A 17,910-nucleotide genomic window follows, 5' to 3' on the forward strand; every position below is an offset into this window, starting at 1 on the left:
TTTTTCGCACTTATTCCCTTATTAGATGGATAGGCACACAAACAAGATGAAGGAGGGTGAATGTGATGGCGGGTCATTCCAAGATGGCAGACGATTTCTCGCTCACGCGCGTGCCAAAAGAGGCGCGGGTGCCGATGTGGGAAATTCTGGTCATTCGCATCGGGGCTTTTACATCGTTGAGTCAGTTTATTTTGGGGGCGGCGCTCGGATACGGAATGACGTTCTGGGATGCGGCACTGGCGAGTTTGCTGGGATGTATTTTGCTGGAGGTCATTACGTTTTTGATCGGGATCGCGGGCATGCGGGAAGGGCTGTCCACGAGCATGCTGACCAGATGGACCGGATTCGGCAAGTACGGCTCCAGCATGATCGGTCTGGTGATCGCCGTGGCGACGATTGGCTGGTTCGGGGTGCAAAACTCGATCTTCGGTCAAGGGCTGAACGATGCGCTTGGTGGAGCGCTTGGCTTTCCGCTGTCAGCCACGTTGACGGGGCTGTTCGTGACCGCAATCGTCGTTTTCGGCTTCAAATGGCTCGGGTTGACAGCCAAAATCGCGGTGCCAGGCTTTTTGCTCGCGGTTGCCTACGGGATTTACAACGTGTTTGAAAATCACTCGCTCAGCGAGTTGATCGCGTCGGCTGCTCCGGGACCAGCCTTGACATTGGGCACAGCGGCGACGATGGTGGCTGGCAGCTTCATGGTCGGTGCGGTACTCACTCCCGATATGACGCGGTATTGCCGAAGCGGCAAGGATGTCCTCTGGTCCACCTTGATCTCGGTTGTGATCGGGGAAATCGGAATCAACCTGATTGCCGTGCTCATGGCGCATGCGGTCCAAAGCAGCGACGTCGTGACGATTGCTTTGCAGACGTCCGGCTGGCTCGGCGCAGCCACAGTCGTGTTTGCCACGGTCAAGATCAACGATATCAACTTGTACTCGGCATCGCTCGGGATCACCAATTTTATCGACTCGATTTTTGGCAAAAACGTCAATCGCGGCTTCATTACGTTGGTCGTCGGTGTCGTAGGGACTGTGCTGTCTGTGCTTGGCATTTTGGATCAGTTCGTCAACTTCCTGATTTTCCTCGGGGTGTGGGTGCCGCCGATTGCGGGGATCATGGTCGTCGACTACTTCATTTTGAAGCGCAGCCGGGCCGTCTTGGAGGAGAGCCGCAAGCGAGGCGCCTTGCCTGACACTTGCGAATCGATGAATCCAGTTGCGCTTGCGGCGTGGGCGCTTGGCTTTTTCACAGGCTACTTGTTTGACTGGGGCATCCCGTCAATCAATTCGCTCGTTGCCAGCGGGATCGTCTACTACTTGGGCATGAAGCTGTTTGGCTCCGCACCAGACGCCAAGCTGACGAAATCAGATTTGAACCGCGCTGGCTGACATTTGCAGAAAAGGAGAGATTATCGTGAGAAAAATCGGTAAGCAAGAAATTGAAGACATCGCTGTCGGTGCAGCTTTATTGGGCACAGGAGGGGGCGGCGATCCGTACATCGGCAAGCTGATGGCCCTGCAAGCTGTAGAGGAATACGGGCCGATTACGCTACTGTCTATTGATGAAGTCCCGGACGATGCGCTGGTGGTGGCGTCAGGGGGGATGGGCGCGCCGACCGTTTTGGTTGAGAAAATACCTTCCGGGCACGAGATTTCCCAAACATTCAAAGCGCTGGAAAAGTACATCGGAAAAGAAGTATTCGCGACTTATCCGATTGAAGCGGGGGGCATTAACTCGATGCTTCCGCTGGCTTTGGCCGCTCAGCTCGGCTTGCCTGTCATTGATGCGGACGGAATGGGCCGCGCCTTCCCGGAGCTGCAAATGACGACCTTTTATCTCGATGGCATCTCTGCTACGCCGATGGTGCTGGCGGACGAGAAGGGCAATGTGACGATTATGGACACGATCGACAATGCGTGGACAGAGCGGATTGCCAGAAGCGTTACGGTGCAAAAAGGCGGCGCGGCGACCTCCGCGATTTATCCGATGTCAGGAAAAAATTTGAAGGATAGCGGCATCCACGACATTTTGAGCCTGGAAGAACAAATCGGCCGCGCCATCCGCTTGTCCAAGGAAGCCAATCTTGACCCGGTGCAAGAAGTTTTGAAGCTGACGAACGGCTTTGAGTTGTTCGCCGGAAAAGTCGTGGACGTCCACCGCAAAACAGAGGGCGGTTGGGCGCTTGGCACAGCCCATATCGAAGGCTTGCGCGAATACAAAGGCCAGACGGTCGAGCTGCGCTTCCAAAACGAACATTTGCTGGCGAAATCGGGAGAGCGTCTGCTTTGTGTCACTCCCGACCTGATCGCGGTCGTCGACTCGGAGACAGGTTTGCCAATCACGACAGAAGGCTTGCGCTACGGGGCGCGTGTCGTCGTCATCGGCATGCCATGCCACCCGAAATGGCGCACGGAAAAAGGTATTCAAACAGTGGGGCCGCGCTACTTCCGCTATGACACGGACTACGTTCCGGTGGAAGAGCTGGTCGGGAAAGGAAGTGTTGCAAAATGACGTACCGGATTGGAATCGACGTAGGCGGAACCCATACAGACGCTGTTCTTTTGGACAAAGATTACCAGGTGTTGGCCCAGACGAAATGCTCGACGACAGAAGACGTCAGTTCCGGGATTTACGCGGCGATGCGCGAAGTGATCGCGCTCTCGGGCGTTCCGCGCGAGCAGATCACGTACGCGATGCTCGGCACGACCCATTGCACCAACGCGATTGTGGAGCGGAAGCATTTGAACGAGATTGCCGTCATTCGCATCGGAGCACCGGCGACGCTGGCGATCAAGCCGCTGGTAGGCGTGCCGGATGACCTGCGCGGACACTTGGGCAAACGGGTCTACATCGTGGCAGGCGGGCATGAATTTGACGGCAGAGAGATCGTCAAGCTGGATGAAGCCCGTTTGTATGCAATCGCGGGCGAAATCAAAGGCAAAGTCGATTCGGTAGCGGTGACCTCCGTCTTTTCGCCAGTATCGAAAGAACACGAGCTGCGTGCAGCGGAAATTTTCCGCGATGTACTCGGGGATGACGTGCCGATCTCGCTTTCCTATGAAATCGGCAGCGTCGGCTTGTTGGAGCGGGAAAATGCGACTATCCTGAACGCGGCGATTGTGAACGTGGCAAAATCAACGGCTTTGGGCTTTTTGAGTGCGCTCAAGGCAGAGCAGGTGGAGGCCCGCGTCTTTTTCGGGCAGAACGACGGAACATTGATGAGCATCGAGTACGCGATGAAGTACCCGATCCTGACGATTGGCTGCGGGCCGACGAACAGCATTCGCGGCGCTTCCTACTTGTCCGGGCTGGAAAACGCGCTGGTCGTGGATGTGGGCGGAACGACGACAGACATCGGCGTCCTGGTCAATTCTTTTCCGCGCGAGTCCTCGCTGGCGGTCGAAATCGGCGGCGCACGGACGAATTTCCGCATGCCTGACCTGATCTCGATTGGCCTCGGCGGCGGGACGATTGTCCGCGTGCAGGCTGACGGGCAATTTTCAGTCGGGCCTGACAGTGTCGGGTATCGGCTGCCGCAAAAAGGGCTGGCGTTTGGCGGCGATACGCTGACGACGACAGATGTCGTCATTGCCCTGGGCAAAGCAAACCTCGGAGATGCCCAAAAGGTAGCGCATCTGGATCGGACATTGCTTGAACAGGTGTACAGCCGCATGGTCGAGATGGTCGAGGAAGCGATCGACAAGATGAAGACGAGCAGCGAGCCAGTGCCGGTCATTCTCGTCGGGGGCGGCAGCATTTTGTTGCCGGATACGCTCAAAGGCGCTTCGCAGATCATCCGCCCGGAAAACTCTGGCGTTGCCAACGCGATTGGAGCGGCTATCGCCCAGATCAGCGGACAGATTGATCGCGTCTTTTCCCTGGATGAAAAAGGCCGGGCAGAGACGTTGGAGCAGGCAAAAAGCATTGCCGTAGAGGAAGCGATTGCCGCTGGCGCCGATCCAGCGACGGTGGAGATTGTGGAATTTGAAGATATTCCGCTCGCTTATCTCGGCAATGCCACACGCATCCGGGTAAAAGCGGCGGGCACACTGGCCGGGGTTTTGCAAACGAGCGACAGCAACTAAGCTTCTGAACAACCTACATCACTAAAAAAGAGGGATGACGGATGAAGATCAGAGTGATATTGCCCACGATTATGGATACGTTTAACCAGGAGGTGCAGCAGGAGTTTGCGCAATATGTGGGGAAACAGGTCGAAGTAGACGTGTGCCACCTGGACTACGGGCCGGCGTCCGTAGAAGGCGAGTACGACGAGGCTCTCTGCATCCCGAATCTGCTGGAAAAGGCGATTGCTGCGGAACAGGAGGGCTGCTCCGGCGTCATCAGCTTGTGCTTTGCCGATCCGGGCGTGAAGGCTGCGCGCGAGGTCGTAAACATCCCGGTCGTGGGAGCAGGGGAGTCGTCCATGCTCATCGCCAGCATGCTGGGAAAAAGCTTTTCGGTTGTAACCGTACTCCCGCATGTGATTCACATGATCGAAAACGTCAGCAAAACGACAGGGGTCAACAGCAAGCTCGCATCTGTCCGCTATGTGGACATTCCGGTGCTGGATTTGGTGGACAAGGCGAAAATGGAAGACGCCTTGTTCGCGGAAATGGTGCGGGCGATTGAGGATGACAAGGCGCACGGACTCGTGCTTGGCTGCACGGGAATGCTTGGCGTCGCCGCCTCGCTCCAGGAACGGCTGAAACAACACGGCTACGAAGTGCCTGTCATCGATCCGTCGTTTGCCTCGGCGAAAATGCTGGAAAGCCTGATCGCCATGGGCGTCAAGCAAAGCAGGCTGACCTACATGCCTCCGAGACAAAAGTGGCGGAAATAATTTGCAGACTGGAAAGGGGACAAAGCCAGTGACACGTACCTCTGCTTTTCCTGTGCAAGAAATTCGCGAGCAGTTTCCCGCCTTGCAGCGCACGTACCAGGCCAAGCCCGTCGCCTATCTCGATGGGCCGGGCGGCTCGCAAGTTGTGGCAGCGTCCATGCAAGCCGTCTTCCGGTATATGGAGAACGGCGGAGCCAATCTGCACGGAGCGTTTCCTACCAGCCGGGAAACAGAAGCGATCATTGCCGACGCCAGGCAAGCGGTTGCCGATTTGCTGGACGCCGCACCGGAGGAAGTCGCTTTTGGCGCGAACATGACGACCTTGGCTTTTGCCATTGCGCGTGCGCTTTCCCGTTTCTGGCAGCCAGGAGATGAGATCATCCTTTCCGAGCTGGACCACCGGGCGAATGTCGATCCGTGGCTGACCGCTGCGTTGGACCGTGGGGTGCTCGTCCGGTGGCTCAAAGCCGATCCAGAGACGTTGACGCTTGCCACCGAGGAGCTGGATACGCTTTTGACCGAAAAAACCCGACTCGTCGCAGTCGGATTGGCATCCAATGCGGTCGGCACGATCAACGACGTGGCGCGGATCGCTCGCGCTGCGCGAAGAGTCGGCGCTGTCGTCGCGGTGGATGCCGTCCACGCCGCGCCGCATATGGCGATCAGTTGCAAGCAGCTCGGCGCAGACATTTTGCTGTGCTCCGCCTACAAATTTTTTGGCCCGCATGTGGGCATGGCCGTCATTCGCCAATCGCTGTTCGAGTCATTGAAAACGTACAAACTCGCTCCAGCGCCGGGCTACATTCCTGACAAGCTGGAGACGGGAACGCAAAACCACGAAGGAATCGCGGGCATCGCCCCGGCGATTGACTTTATTGCTTCGCTCGGAACAGGTGCCAACCGCCGCGAACGGCTGGCGGACGCTTTTTCCCGGCTGGAAAAGTATGAAAACCATCTGGCTGACGTCTTGCGAAGCGAACTGCAACAAACAGCAGGCGTGAAGCTGTTCCAGGCTGGTGCGCATGTGCCAAAAACACCGACGATTGCCTTTCGCTTGGAAGGGATCGACCCGGAAGAAGCGTGCTTGCGAATGGCAGAGGAACATAGCGTGTTTATCGCGAGCGGCGATTTTTACGCCTCGCGTCTCGCTGAGCTGGCCGGACTTGCCGACAAGGGCGGGTGGATTCGGGCCGGGATTGCTCCTTACAATACGGAAGAAGAAATCCGGCGGTTGGCCCAAGGGATTGCGCAAATGGTGCGAGCGCGAAAAGAAGTCTGAATCTCCAGAAATGATCGGCGTGTAGGCGCAAGCTGAATCGACGCGGAGCATACCCGGATTCCGGTGAATAAAAAAAGCCTTACCCCGCAAACTATAGATAATCATCAGAAGAGGAAGCGGGGGGAAGGAATGCTCCACTACCCAGGGATTTACTATGCTATTTTTGGCCTGCTTTTTTTGATCGGGCTGTTTTGGACCATACGCTACGCCAAACGTCAGGAGACGAAAGAACTGGACAACAACATCAGCGAAACAACCGTCAAGCACAAGGTACTCGGGAATGTCGGGATGCTGTTTTACCTGGGAGCGTTTGCGGTGCTGCTCGCGATATTGCTGATTTCCGTACTCGTATACTAGCGTTCGGGAGGCGAGAGTAACAATGGACAAAAAAAGATATTACGTCTCGGTTCAGGCAGGGACAATCATGGAAAATCAGGGCGATTCTGCCTACGAGTTCGAAATCGAGGCGACAGACCTGCAAGTACACGCTTTGAAAAGCTTGTTTGAGCAAAGGACAGAAACGGAATTTGACACGTTCATCCGCGGGCATGCCCTGGCTGTCCCGTATCATTTTGACGCGGAAAACGATCTGTACGACGATTGTTTGACGCAAATATACCGCGCCATTTACGAATGCGGGACAGAGGAAACGAAGCAGCATATCCAATCCATGGGCATTCTCAACGGATAGTCCAGATTCAACTGATTCGTGCACGTACACAGCCCACTTTCATCCGCCAATCATCGGCGGATTTTTTGTTTTGTGGAAGGGATTTCCATTGCCCGTGTCAAAGAGCTTGTTTGAAGCCTGACCTTGCGGAGAGCGCATAAAGGAGGAAGTGCTTGTGAACAAGTCTTTGGCAGGATTGCCTGATCGCGCGACAATCGCAGGTTGGCAAGCGTACATGAACCAGCTCGGGCCGAGGTTGACGGGGACGGCTGCGCATCAGCGTTTTATCGAATTTTTGCGGGAACAAATCACGGCCATCGGCTATCAAGTTGAAACAGATCGACACTACTTTCAAAAGTGGGAGGCAGAGCAAGCAAATCTGCACCTGTTGGCGGCTGACGGAACGGAGCAAGAAATCCGCGTCGCCTCGATTTATCCGTATTCAGGCATGACTTCTTCGCAAGGAATAGAAGGAGAGCTTGTTTATTGCGGCAAAGGAAAAGGCAGCTACAAGCATGCGCGGGGAAAGATTGCAGTCGTCGAGGTAGCGGTGTGGCCTTTGCCCACGACACTTTTGATGAAACAGCGCGACGTGTTTCCCGACGACGCGAAGCTGTCTTTTTTCCTGCAAAATCCGGTCTTGCAGTCGTTTCTTGGCGTGCCGGATTTGAAAAAAGCGAAAGAAGCAGGCGCCTTGGCAGTGATTGGCGTTTGGCGAAATATATCCATGGCAAATGCGCGTGACCAATACTTGCCTTTTGGCAATGACTATCAGGGGCTTCCCGGCGTGTGGGTCGATCGCGAAGCGAGAGAAGCTCTACTGGAAGGCATCTCGAAAAAGAAGAGAGCGAGGTTGACGTTGTCCGCCAGTTTGCAGGAACAGGCTGCGAGCGAGACGATTTATGCAGTCGTTCCCGGAAAAACGGACAAGGAGGTCATCCTGGTCAACACGCATACGGATGGGCCGAATGGAATCGAGGAAAATGGCGGCCTGGGCATGCTGGCTATGATGCATTTTTTGCGGAATCAAGCGGAGAAGCCCGAACGAACGATGTTGTTTGTATTCGTGACGGGTCACTTCCAGCTTGAGCAATTCGGACTGAACCATCGTCAGGCGACATCCCGCTGGTTGCGCGATCATCCTGAGCTGTGGGACGGCAAAGAGGGCCACGCCCTTGCGGTGGCAGGGCTGACTGCAAGCTTTGCAGGGACGGAAAAAGGTGCGGACAGTCTTGTTGCGCCCGCGCAATCGCATTTATTTTGGCGAAGGCCAGCCGCTTTTTCAGGAAGGGATTCCGACAGTGTCGCTCATCCCTGGCCCCGATTATTTGTGCACGGCCCCGGATCATGCCGAGGCAGACAAAATCGACGGAGAGCTGATGTACGAGCAAATCGAAACATTCGCCAAACTGATGATGGAACTGGATAAAACCAGCGTGGACAAGATCGGCAAGGTGGAGCCTGAATCGTTTGGCATCTGGTAAGGGAAGCTGGTTTTCTATCTTCTGTCCGGAGCGTAGCCGTATCCGGGGTATTTGCCGACAGGCCATTTTTGCTTGCGCGGCGCATTCAAAAGCTCCGGCCGGACATTGGCGTGGCTTTTATGTCAAAAAGGAACAGCGTCTCAGTGCCGCGCGCACACTGGTTTCGCTGTCCCTGCATCATCGTATTTGTGCCAGCCCGGTTTTGGCTTTTGCCTGGGCGTGGACGGTTATACCTTTACCGTCACGAGCTGGCGCTTTTGCTCCGTTTGGGCCAGACGAAAAAGCTGACGGTAATCAAAAGGTCAATGCCGAGCACGACCGCCCATTGCAGTATCGCCCGCTCCAAAGCTCCGGTCCGCGAGGCATCCCCGACAAAAAAGATCATCGCGAGCAGCAGCCCCGCCCCGATGAGGTAGGCGAAGACGTGCTTGAACCAGCCTTTGGCATACGACCTGGCGTAAGCCATCCCGTACAGCTTCGGCTTTTTCGCCAGTGGCTGCTTTTTTACATAGGACAAAAACTTGTCGTCCGCCCAGCGAATCATGCCTTTGCCAAAAGCGATCGACACGCCGATATAGACAGCAGCCAGCGCATGAGCCATGGTCGGAGTCGCGCCCCGGTACAAGTCCACGCTGGTCACGGCCAGCAAAACGAGGTCGACCACGGGAGTCAGCGCCAGGATGAAAAGCCCCAGCCGCTCTTTTCCCAAGCCATACCGCACGGCCAATCCGAGGGCAATCACGACCCAAAAACCAATTTCACAGGCAACGATCATCCACGCGATCCAGTTCACGTTCACGCTCTCCTTTTTAATACAGATGTATTGTAAAAAGATTTTATCACCTGTTTTTATTTAATACAAGTGTATTGTTTAATTGCTCGTCCTGTTCGGGCTTGGTAAAATACAGCTATGCCAAAACAAATCGATCACGAAAAACGAAGAGAACAAATAGCCGAAGCGACCTGGCGGGTCATCAGCGAGCGGGGAATGGAGGGAGCGACGGTTCGCAATATCGCGGCAGAGGCAGGGCTGTCGCTAGGTGCGCTGCGGCATTATTTCAGCACGCAGGACGAGCTGCTGGCGTATTCGATGAAGCTCGTGAAGGAGAGGGCGACAGCTCGCATCCGCGAGATTATTTCGCTTGATTTGCCGCCGAGAGAGAAGTTTATCAAAACGATTCTGGAGCTTGTGCCTACCAATCAGGAAAAGATGGCGGAAATGGAGGTCTGGTTCGCCTTTACCGCCTATTTTCGCCATAAGCCGGGCGGATTGGACGCGCAGTATGACGGCATTTACCCCGGCTTGCAAAAGCTTATGGACTATGCTGAGCAGTCCGGACTGCTGCCTGCGAACATCGACAAGGAAATGGAGACAGAGCGGCTCTACGCCTTGGTCGACGGGCTTGCGCTGCACGCCTATCTCGAACCGCAGCGCCTGGACGGGCCGAAGGTAGAGCGCGTGCTGATTCATCACTTGTCAGCGCTGATGGCAGCGGAAGGTTGAGCCATGTCAGGTAAACATGACACGGGGAGAACAGACATGAACAAAAACATCCTGATAGTCGAAGACGAACCGATTTTGCGGGAAATCATGAAGGATTACTTCGAAAACGAAGGCTATGCGGTGCTGGAAGCGGCAGACGGCAAAGAAGCGCTGGCGCTGTTTCAGACGCACGACGTCCACCTGATAATTTTGGACATCATGCTGCCGGAGCTGGACGGCTGGTCGGTCTGCCAGCGCATCCGCAAAATATCCCGTGTGCCGATTATTATGCTGACGGCTCGCGCTGACGAGGATGACACGCTCTTCGGGTTTGAGCTGGGCGCTGACGATTACGTCACCAAACCGTACAGCCCGCCTGTTTTGCTGGCGCGGGCCAAACGGCTGCTGGAGAGAGAGGCTTTTTTGGCTCCGGCGGGCGAGCGCCTGTCTGGCAGCGGCATCACGATCGACTTTTCTTCGCGCACAGTGGCAATCGGGGAGAAGCAGGTTGATTTGACGCACACGGAGTTTGAAATCCTCGCTTATTTGCTGAAGCATAAAGGCATGATTGTGTCCCGGGAGCAGTTGATTACGAAAATATGGGGGTACGACTTTGCCGGAGACGATCGCACCGTGAACAGCCACATTCGCAATTTGCGCGCCAAGCTGGAAGAGAAGGCGTCCTGTATCGTCACCGTTGTCCGGTCCGGGTACAAGTTCGAGGAGCGGGCATGAAAAGCAGTGTTGTCACCAAGCTGTTCATCTGGACGACTGCTTTGTGCGTCCTGATCCTCGCCGTGATTTACGTGGGACAGACCGTTTTTTTCAAGCAGTTTTACATCAACCAAAAAGTCGCGGACGTGCAGGCAAGCTTGCAGGCGTTTGAGCAGGAGTACGCCCAAAAGCGCAACGATCTCGAAGCTGTCCGGCAACTGGAGCAACAGTTTTACCGCCAGCACAACACATGGGTCACCACGCTCGATCAGCTCGGCAACATTCGCGATGCGGCCGATTTTTCCGTCGAAGTCAGGCTGTTCCCGGAAAAGGGCAACCCTTTTGCCAATCGGACATTGGTCCTTCCGCTGTACGGCCTCTTGAACGCAGAAGACCTGTACCAGCGTAGCCGCTTCCTGCGTCCGGGCGAGATGGTCGCCATCGATGTGTTTCAGAGCGGCGAGGAGCTGGTTCCGTATCGGCTCGAAGTGGAGTACGACAAAGTCTGGTTCGAGAATAAATATTTTGTGAAAAAAGAGCACGAGATCATCTCGAAAAACCCCAATCCAGCCGAGAAGAGCGAAGAATTTCCAAATAGGCTGCTCTACGGGACCATCACGCAGGCGCACCTCCCGGACCAGGGGGAAACGCCGCGCTTTTTGTACAGCAATCCGGCCTTTGTCGACCGGATCAAGCAGTTTCAGGCGGACTTGCTGGTGAATCCGGAAAAGGCGAAGCCAGCAGGGCCGCTGACGTATCAGGTCGCAGAAAACGCGATCTCGTACCAATTGTTCGTCCAGCCTGTGCAATACGCGAACGAGCAGCCGATTTACCTTTTTGCCATGACATCGTTGCAGCCTGTGGATGAGGCGATCAGCATGATCGAGGATTACTACGTGTATCTCATCCTGTTTGTGCTCCTGCTCATTCTGCTCAGTTCCTTCTACTATTCGAAGCAAATTGCCCGTCCGCTGCTTGCGATCAACCAGACGACGAAAAAGATGGCCAGCCTTGATTTCTCCGAGAAAATTCCCGTCGTCTCCCATGACGAGATCGGCGACCTCTCGCGCAGCATCAACCAGCTCTCGGAGCGGCTGCACGCCTACATCGAGCAGCTTCAACAGGATATCGAAAAAGAAAAGCAGCTGGAGCATACGCGCAAGGAATTTATCGCAGGCGTATCGCATGAGCTGAAAACGCCATTGTCGGTAATCCAGAGCTGTTTGTCAATCGTCAAGGACGGGGTCGCGAGCCATAAAAAAGACTACTACTTCGAGGCGATGGAAAAAGAAGTGAACAGGATGGACTTGCTGATCATCGACATGCTGGAACTGGCGAAGTACGAATCAGGAACGTACAAGATGCAGCGGGAGCCGTTTGCGCTGCACGAGGTGATCGAGCAGGTTTGCGACAAGCTGCGCCCGGACATCGAGGGCAAACAACTGCATCTGCACAAACAGCTTGTGCCTGTTGTGGCAGTCGCCAATCAACTGCGCATCGAGCAAGTCGTCGTCAATTTTTTGACCAATGCCATTCGCTATACGCCGGAAGGGGAAGTCGTCGTCGTGTCCATCCGCGACGAGGGCAGGATGGCACGGGTCAGCATCGAAAACAAAGGCAGCCGTATTCCCGAGGAACAACTGGAAAAAATCTGGGATCGCTTTTACCGCGGAGAGCCGTCCCGCCAGCGTTCCACGGGAGGAACCGGACTCGGGCTGGCTATTTGCAAAAAAATATTGGAGCTGCATGACGTGCCGTTCGGCGTGTGCAATACGGAGGAAGGCGTCGAGTTTTTCTTCCTGCTCCCGAAAAACGAATAGCATTCAAGCGCAGAACACGTTTCTGCGCTTTTTTGTTCTGGTCGTTTTTATCCATTTTTTACGCCGCGTCGATTTGTTCTGCATCTGATCTTGATCTCGGCCCTGTACGCTCTTTGGGTAGACAAGGCAAGCATTGCATTGCGCATTGCGCGTCATTTTCAAAAAGAGAGGGAGAGAATCATGAAAAAACAAGCTTTGGTCATGTTGCTGGCAGGGAGCATCGGGTTGTCGCTTGCCGCATGCGGAAATCAACAGGCAGAGCAGCCCAAGCCTGCCGAGCGAGGAAGCGCGGGAACAGCCGCAGGGCAGACAGCGGAGCCGACGTATCGGTCGTTGTTTCAAACAAGCGTATTTCTCGGCGATTCGATCACGGAAGGCTTGTCCTTCCACGATGTTTTGGATGAGGCGAATGTAGCGGCAGGGGCAGGCAAAACGGCTGAATTTGCGCTGGAGGATGTCGAGGAGATCGCCAAGCGCAAGCCTGAGCGTATTTTCATCCAATTGGGATCAGATGACATCCTCTGGCCGACAGACGATCCCGTGAGCTATTCGTACAAGCATTACGCCAAGCTGATCGACAGTCTCAAGGAAAAGCTGCCCCAGGCGAAGCTGACGATCTTGTCCGTGACTCCCGTAACGGCGGAGGCAGAGAAACAGGAGCCGCGCTATCGCAACATTGCAGCGTACAACAAAGGGTTGCAGGAGCTGGCGGCCAAGTACGGCGTGGAGTTCGTCGACGTGTCTCCGCTGGTTGCTGGCAACGAAGACTTGTACGATACAGACGGGATTCACTTCAAGGGCAAATACTACAGGCTGCTGCTCGATTACTTGAAAGACCGCCTGAACTGACAGGCGCGTCTGCCGAGCGTTGCGGGCAGGGAGGGAACGAGCGTTGGTTTTTAGCAGTCTGTTGTTTTTCTTTTACTTTTTGCCGCTTACATTGCTGCTTTATTATATAGCGCCTGCGCGGCTGAAAAATGCGGTGTTGTTCGTGGCAAGCCTGGTGTTTTACGCGTGGGGCGAGCCTGTGTACGTGTTTCTCATGCTCGCTTCCACGGCGTTTGATTATGCCAATGGTTTATTGCTCGACAAGTTCAGGGAGCGAAGGGGAGTAGCCAGGGCGATTCTCTTGTTCTCGCTCGCCGGGAGCTTGGGGGTGCTCGGGTTTTTCAAGTACGCCGGGTTTGTCGCAGACAACCTCAACCAGTGGCTGGGGCTTTCGTTGTCTGTGCCAGAGCTGCCGCTGCCTGTCGGTATTTCCTTTTATACGTTTCAGACAATGTCCTACATCGTGGACGTGTACCGGGGCAAGGTAGCCGCGCAAAAAAACATGCTGTCCTTCGGGCTGTACGTGGCGATGTTTCCGCAGCTCGTGGCGGGACCGATCATTCAATACGGCGATATCGCCAGGCAGCTTGTCGCCCGCACGGTGACATTCGGGCAATTCGGCGAAGGGGCAGCGCTGTTGGTCAGAGGACTGGCGAAAAAAGTGCTGCTCGCCAATAACATCGGGCTGTTGTGGTCTGACGTGAAAGTGACGCCGCCCGACGAGCTGACGACTTTTCTCGCCTGGCTCGGCATCGTCGCCTTTGCCTTCCAGATTTACTTTGACTTCAGCGGCTACTCGGATATGGCGCGCGGACTGGGGAAAATGTTCGGCTTTGACTTTATGGAAAACTTTCGCTATCCGTACATGTCCAAAAGCATTTCGGAGTTTTGGCGAAGATGGCACATTTCGCTAGGGAGCTGGTTCCGGGAGTACGTGTACATTCCGCTTGGCGGCAACCGCGCGGGGCTGTTGCGGCAGTCTGCGAATTTGCTGGCCGTCTGGTTTTTGACCGGACTTTGGCATGGAGCAAGCTGGAACTTTGTCATCTGGGGGTTGTATTTCGGGCTGTTCATCATCCTGGAAAAATGGCTGCTCCTGCGCTTGCTGCAAAAGGCGCATGCCGCTGTCGGGCACGTCTACACGCTTGTGGTCGTGCTGATCGGCTGGGTATTTTTCGAATGCGCGAGCCTGCCTGTGGCCTGGCAGTTCCTGCGGGCGATGTTCGGCTTTGCGGGACAAGGCTTCATGGACGACCAGGCGCTCTACTACTGGTCGACGAGTTGGCTCTTGCTGCTTGTGCTGGCAATTTGCTCGACGCCGCTTCCAGAAAAGGCAGCAGCGCTGCTCAGAGACAGGCGGCACTTGCTGGGCGGGGCTGTGGCGGCGGCTGTGCATGTCGGGCTGTTGCTGCTGTCTACGGCTTTTTTGGTCGATGAGACGTACAATCCTTTCTTATATTTTCGTTTTTGAAGGATGTGGTGATTGTGAACAAAGCCAATCCGTGGGAAGGGCCTCTGGTCGCCCTGCTATTGGTCGTTTTTACCGGCGGGATTCTCGGCTGGAACTTGCTCGCGCCCGACCAGTCGTTTTCCGAAGCGGAAAATCGCAGCTTGAAGCAGCTCCCGGCGTTTTCCGTGCACAGTCTGGTCACAGGAAAGCTCGCGACCGAGGTGGAGAAGTACGTCGCCGACCAGTTTGCGGCCCGTGAGTTTTGGGTCGGGCTGCGCTCGGAAGTGGAGAGCGCGCTGGGCAAAGTGGAGCGGCATGGCGTTTACCTGGGGCGGGACGGATTTTTGCTGCAAAAATTCACGCCGCCCGCGCCCGGCGACGCAGAGGCGAAAGCCGCGGCGATCCAGGCGTTTGCTGATGCAGTGCCCAGCCTGCGCACATACGTGATGCTCGTCCCGACAGCGCAAAGCGTGCTGACCGACAAGCTGCCGCCTTACGTCTCTGGCAGCGGAGAGCTTGCCTATCGGGACGAGATCAGGCAGCTTCTGGACGAAAGAATTGCGTTTGTAGATGTGTATCCGGCGCTGACTGCGCAGCGAAAACAGGCGATTTTTTACAAGACAGACCATCACTGGACGACGAAGGGCGCTTTTTATGCCTACCAGACGTTGGCAAGGCAAATGGGCCTGGAACCGCAGGACGAGGAAGACTTTCGGATAGAGACAGGGTCGGACGCGTTTTACGGCTCGCTCTATTCCAAAAGCGGCTACAGACATGTGCAGCCGGACAGCATCGAACTGTATGTTCCGCGCGCGGCGCAAACGTACAGCGTCGAGTTCGTGGACGAACAGCGGCAGTCCCATTCGTTGTACGAGCTGGATCAGCTCAAGCGCAAAGACAAGTACGCCGTCTTTCTCGGCGGCAACCACGGCCTGCTCCACATTCGCTCGGACAATCAGGCGAAAAGGAAGCTGCTCGTCGTCAAAGACTCGTATGCCAACAGCCTGCTGCCGTTTCTCGTGCCGCACTTTGCGGAAATCGCCGTCGTCGACCTGCGCTATTACGAGGGAGATGTTTCCCGGCTCGCCCGCGAGCAGCAGTACAGCGACATGCTGCTGCTCTACAATGTGCAGACGTTTGCGGAAGATCCGTCCATCCTCGCTTTGGCAGGACAAGGGCAATAAACGGGAGGGAAAAGCAATGACAAGTTTGATCTGGGGCAAAGGCGCCCGGAAGTGGCTGGCGGCACTGTTTGCCTGCGCCGCGCTGGTGATGGCAACTGCCGGATGCTCCGATGCGGAGCGCGAGGAAGCTGCCCCGACGATAGAGGAAATCGCCGAACATATCAGCCAAGCCGTGAACGTATCCGAGTTGAAGCAAGGCGATGCGGCCAAGCTGCAAAAGCTTTACCACATCGCGCCAGAGGAGGTCGAGGGCTTTATGCTGCTAACGTCACAGTCGAATGTGCGGGCAGACGAAATTCTCGTCTTGCAGGTGAAGGACGCGGCTGATCTCGGGGCGATCAAGGAAAACGTGCAAAAACGCATCGAGGCGCAACTGGTCAAATTCAGAGACTATCGTCCGGACGAGGCGACTCTCGTGGAAGAGCATGTGTGGAAAACAAAAGACAGATTCGCGCTGTTCGCCGTCTCCCGGGAGTCCGGGCAGGTCGAGCGGGCATTCGAGGAGGCTTTTTCGCTGCCGTAGACCACGCATAAAAAGGGGCGCGGGAAGCCGTGGGTCTGCCGACAGACTGGACAACAGCGGCGTTTTCGCCAAGGCCAGGCGCTACCCATTTGTTAACGCAGCCTTTACCAATCCCTTACATTTCTTTACACAAAGCCCGTCCTATCTCAATAGAAGAAGACTATGATTGGTGACATGCTTATGAACATTCCTATTTGCAGGAGGTACAAAATGTTTCGTACATTCCCGAAAAAGCTTGTCCCAGTAGCTGTCATCTCTTCTCTGGCCCTGACGACGGCGCTGTTTGGCGGCACTCCCGGTCTGGTCAAGGCGGCAGAAAATAAAGCGGGCAACGCCCAAGTTAAAAACATTATCTTCCTGATCGGTGACGGCATGGGTACGTCCTATACAACTGCTTACCGCTACATGAAAGACGACCCGAAGACTACTGTGATGGAGCCGACCGAGTTTGACAAATATTTGGTCGGGGCGCAAATGACTTATGCCGAGGACGAAAAGCAAAACATCACCGACTCGGCTTCTGCGGCGACTGCCATGTCTTCCGGCGTGAAGACGTACAACAACGCGATTGCGGTCGACAACGACAAATCGGAAGTAGAGACGGTGCTGGAACGGGCCAAAAAAGTAGGGAAATCTACTGGACTGGTAGCTACCTCGGAGATTACGCATGCGACCCCTGCGGCTTTTGGTGCGCACGATGAGAGCCGCAAAAACATGGACGCGATCGCAAACGACTACTACGATCTGCGAATCGACGGCAAGCATTCCGTCGACGTGTTGCTCGGCGGCGGTCTGAACAACTTTGTACGCAAAGATCGCAACTTGACGGAAGAGTTTAAGAAAGACGGCTACAGCTACGTCACGACCAAACAAGAGCTTTTGAGCGACAAAAATGACAAAATTCTCGGCTTGTTCGCAACAGGCGGAATGGACAAAATGATCGACCGCACGGAGAAGTCTCCTTCGCTGGAGGACATGACGAAAGCGGCAATCGAGCGACTGAACAAAAACAAGGACGGCTTCTTCCTGATGGTAGAAGGAAGCCAGATTGACTGGGCTGGTCACGACAACGACATCGTTGCCGCGATGAGCGAGATGGAAGACTTTGAAAAAGCGTTCAAAGCAGCGATCGATTTCGCGAAAAAAGACGGCAACACACTGGTTGTCGCAACGGCAGACCACTCCACAGGCGGCTTGTCTGTAGGGGCGAAAGAGGAGTACAACTTCCTGGTAGGACCGATCAAAGCGGCGAAGCGCACCCCAGATTTCATTTCTGCCGAAATCGCCAAAGGCGCAAACGTAGAAGAAACGCTGAAAAAGTACATTGATTTGCAACTGACTCCGGAAGAAATTGCTTCCGTGAACAAAGCGGCTGCCACCAAAAAGCAGGTGGATATCGACAACGCCATCGAAGCGATTTTTGACAAGCGCACCTTCACTGGCTGGACAACAGGCGGACATACGGGAGAAGATGTCAACGTATACGCTTACGGCCCAGGCAAAGAGCAATTTGCCGGACTGATCGACAATACGCACAACGCCGAAGTCATTTTCGAGATTCTCGGCAAGGCGAAGAAATAAGGATGCAAGAACAGAAGCTGCCAGGCTTATCTGGCAGCTTTTTCTTTT

At 55.1% G+C, this 17,910-nt stretch carries 17 protein-coding genes; 16 read left to right on the forward strand and 1 reads right to left on the reverse strand.

Annotated features, from left to right (window positions below; translation table 11 throughout):
• Positions 1–65: 65 nt before the first annotated feature.
• The 8 genes from IRJ17_RS08395 (at position 66) to IRJ17_RS08430 (ending at position 8,224) form a co-directional block, all read left to right on the forward strand.
• Positions 66–1,391 carry a purine-cytosine permease family protein gene (locus IRJ17_RS08395; RefSeq protein WP_122966768.1) on the forward strand — a complete coding sequence of 442 codons (1,326 nt, stop codon included), beginning with the start codon at positions 66–68 and terminating at the stop codon, positions 1,389–1,391.
• A 25-nt stretch (positions 1,392–1,416) separates the two neighbouring features.
• Positions 1,417–2,514 carry an S-methyl thiohydantoin desulfurase family protein gene (locus IRJ17_RS08400; protein ID WP_173598563.1) on the forward strand — a complete coding sequence of 366 codons (1,098 nt, stop codon included), beginning with the start codon at positions 1,417–1,419 and terminating at the stop codon, positions 2,512–2,514.
• Positions 2,511–4,088, forward strand: a complete 1,578-nt coding sequence (locus IRJ17_RS08405; RefSeq protein ID WP_122966770.1) for a hydantoinase/oxoprolinase N-terminal domain-containing protein — start codon at positions 2,511–2,513, stop codon at positions 4,086–4,088. Before IRJ17_RS08400 ends, IRJ17_RS08405 begins: the two co-directional genes overlap by 4 nt.
• Before the next feature lie 41 nt (positions 4,089–4,129).
• Entirely contained in the window at positions 4,130–4,846 is a 717-nt protein-coding gene (locus IRJ17_RS08410) for an aspartate/glutamate racemase family protein (RefSeq protein WP_122966771.1), read from the forward strand.
• Positions 4,847–4,874: 28 nt separating this feature from the next.
• Entirely contained in the window at positions 4,875–6,125 is a 1,251-nt protein-coding gene (locus tag IRJ17_RS08415; RefSeq protein ID WP_242774256.1) for a cysteine desulfurase-like protein, read from the forward strand.
• Positions 6,126–6,254: 129 nt separating this feature from the next.
• Positions 6,255–6,482, forward strand: coding sequence for a hypothetical protein (locus IRJ17_RS08420; RefSeq protein WP_122966773.1), 228 nt, complete (start codon positions 6,255–6,257; stop codon positions 6,480–6,482).
• A 22-nt stretch (positions 6,483–6,504) separates the two neighbouring features.
• Positions 6,505–6,816 carry a hypothetical protein gene (locus tag IRJ17_RS08425; RefSeq protein WP_122966774.1) on the forward strand — a complete coding sequence of 104 codons (312 nt, stop codon included), beginning with the start codon at positions 6,505–6,507 and terminating at the stop codon, positions 6,814–6,816.
• Positions 6,817–6,970: 154 nt separating this feature from the next.
• A complete protein-coding gene (locus IRJ17_RS08430; RefSeq protein WP_242774258.1) occupies positions 6,971–8,224 on the forward strand; it encodes a zinc-binding metallopeptidase family protein in 1,254 nt (417 codons plus the stop codon).
• Between the two features lie 296 nt (positions 8,225–8,520).
• On the opposite strand, the gene IRJ17_RS08435 is transcribed toward IRJ17_RS08430, so the two are convergent.
• Positions 8,521–9,072, reverse strand: coding sequence for a hypothetical protein (locus tag IRJ17_RS08435; protein ID WP_242774261.1), 552 nt, complete (start codon positions 9,070–9,072; stop codon positions 8,521–8,523).
• A 117-nt stretch (positions 9,073–9,189) separates the two neighbouring features.
• On the opposite strand from IRJ17_RS08435, the gene IRJ17_RS08440 reads away from it, so the two are divergent.
• The 8 genes from IRJ17_RS08440 (at position 9,190) to IRJ17_RS08475 (ending at position 17,862) form a co-directional block, all read left to right on the forward strand.
• Positions 9,190–9,783 (forward strand): TetR/AcrR family transcriptional regulator, encoded by a 594-nt coding sequence (locus IRJ17_RS08440; RefSeq protein WP_242774264.1) that lies wholly within the window; start codon positions 9,190–9,192, stop codon positions 9,781–9,783.
• Between the two features lie 36 nt (positions 9,784–9,819).
• Entirely contained in the window at positions 9,820–10,497 is a 678-nt protein-coding gene (locus IRJ17_RS08445) for a response regulator transcription factor (RefSeq protein ID WP_242774270.1), read from the forward strand.
• Entirely contained in the window at positions 10,494–12,296 is a 1,803-nt protein-coding gene (locus IRJ17_RS08450; protein WP_217022175.1) for a sensor histidine kinase, read from the forward strand. The genes IRJ17_RS08445 and IRJ17_RS08450 overlap by 4 nt, the downstream gene beginning before the upstream one ends.
• A gap of 180 nt (positions 12,297–12,476) precedes the next feature.
• On the forward strand, positions 12,477–13,145 hold the full coding sequence (locus IRJ17_RS08455; protein WP_242774273.1) for a GDSL-type esterase/lipase family protein: 669 nt from the start codon (positions 12,477–12,479) through the stop codon (positions 13,143–13,145).
• 43 nt (positions 13,146–13,188) lie between these two features.
• On the forward strand, positions 13,189–14,595 hold the full coding sequence (locus IRJ17_RS08460; protein ID WP_242774276.1) for an MBOAT family O-acyltransferase: 1,407 nt from the start codon (positions 13,189–13,191) through the stop codon (positions 14,593–14,595).
• A gap of 14 nt (positions 14,596–14,609) precedes the next feature.
• Entirely contained in the window at positions 14,610–15,758 is a 1,149-nt protein-coding gene (locus IRJ17_RS08465) for a DHHW family protein (RefSeq protein WP_242774279.1), read from the forward strand.
• 16 nt (positions 15,759–15,774) lie between these two features.
• Positions 15,775–16,281 carry a DUF4358 domain-containing protein gene (locus tag IRJ17_RS08470; RefSeq protein ID WP_242774282.1) on the forward strand — a complete coding sequence of 169 codons (507 nt, stop codon included), beginning with the start codon at positions 15,775–15,777 and terminating at the stop codon, positions 16,279–16,281.
• A 210-nt stretch (positions 16,282–16,491) separates the two neighbouring features.
• Positions 16,492–17,862 (forward strand): alkaline phosphatase, encoded by a 1,371-nt coding sequence (locus IRJ17_RS08475; RefSeq protein ID WP_217022176.1) that lies wholly within the window; start codon positions 16,492–16,494, stop codon positions 17,860–17,862.
• Positions 17,863–17,910 lie beyond the last annotated feature (48 nt).

The sequence above is a fragment of the Brevibacillus parabrevis genome (assembly GCF_022701015.1).
Lineage (GTDB): Bacteria > Bacillota > Bacilli > Brevibacillales > Brevibacillaceae > Brevibacillus > Brevibacillus parabrevis.

What these genes read in the sequence shown, in the direction of transcription:
- IRJ17_RS08395 (WP_122966768.1), top strand. Translation starts at nt 66, where the DNA reads ATGGCGGGTCATTCCAAGATGGCAGACGATTTCTCGCTCACGCGCGTG.
- IRJ17_RS08405 (WP_122966770.1), top strand. Translation starts at nt 2,511, where the DNA reads ATGACGTACCGGATTGGAATCGACGTAGGCGGAACCCATACAGACGCT.
- IRJ17_RS08410 (WP_122966771.1), top strand. Translation starts at nt 4,130, where the DNA reads ATGAAGATCAGAGTGATATTGCCCACGATTATGGATACGTTTAACCAG.
- IRJ17_RS08420 (WP_122966773.1), top strand. Translation starts at nt 6,255, where the DNA reads ATGCTCCACTACCCAGGGATTTACTATGCTATTTTTGGCCTGCTTTTT.
- IRJ17_RS08425 (WP_122966774.1), top strand. Translation starts at nt 6,505, where the DNA reads ATGGACAAAAAAAGATATTACGTCTCGGTTCAGGCAGGGACAATCATG.
- IRJ17_RS08440 (WP_242774264.1), top strand. Translation starts at nt 9,190, where the DNA reads ATGCCAAAACAAATCGATCACGAAAAACGAAGAGAACAAATAGCCGAA.
- IRJ17_RS08445 (WP_242774270.1), top strand. Translation starts at nt 9,820, where the DNA reads ATGAACAAAAACATCCTGATAGTCGAAGACGAACCGATTTTGCGGGAA.
- IRJ17_RS08450 (WP_217022175.1), top strand. Translation starts at nt 10,494, where the DNA reads ATGAAAAGCAGTGTTGTCACCAAGCTGTTCATCTGGACGACTGCTTTG.
- IRJ17_RS08455 (WP_242774273.1), top strand. Translation starts at nt 12,477, where the DNA reads ATGAAAAAACAAGCTTTGGTCATGTTGCTGGCAGGGAGCATCGGGTTG.
- IRJ17_RS08470 (WP_242774282.1), top strand. Translation starts at nt 15,775, where the DNA reads ATGACAAGTTTGATCTGGGGCAAAGGCGCCCGGAAGTGGCTGGCGGCA.
- IRJ17_RS08475 (WP_217022176.1), top strand. Translation starts at nt 16,492, where the DNA reads ATGTTTCGTACATTCCCGAAAAAGCTTGTCCCAGTAGCTGTCATCTCT.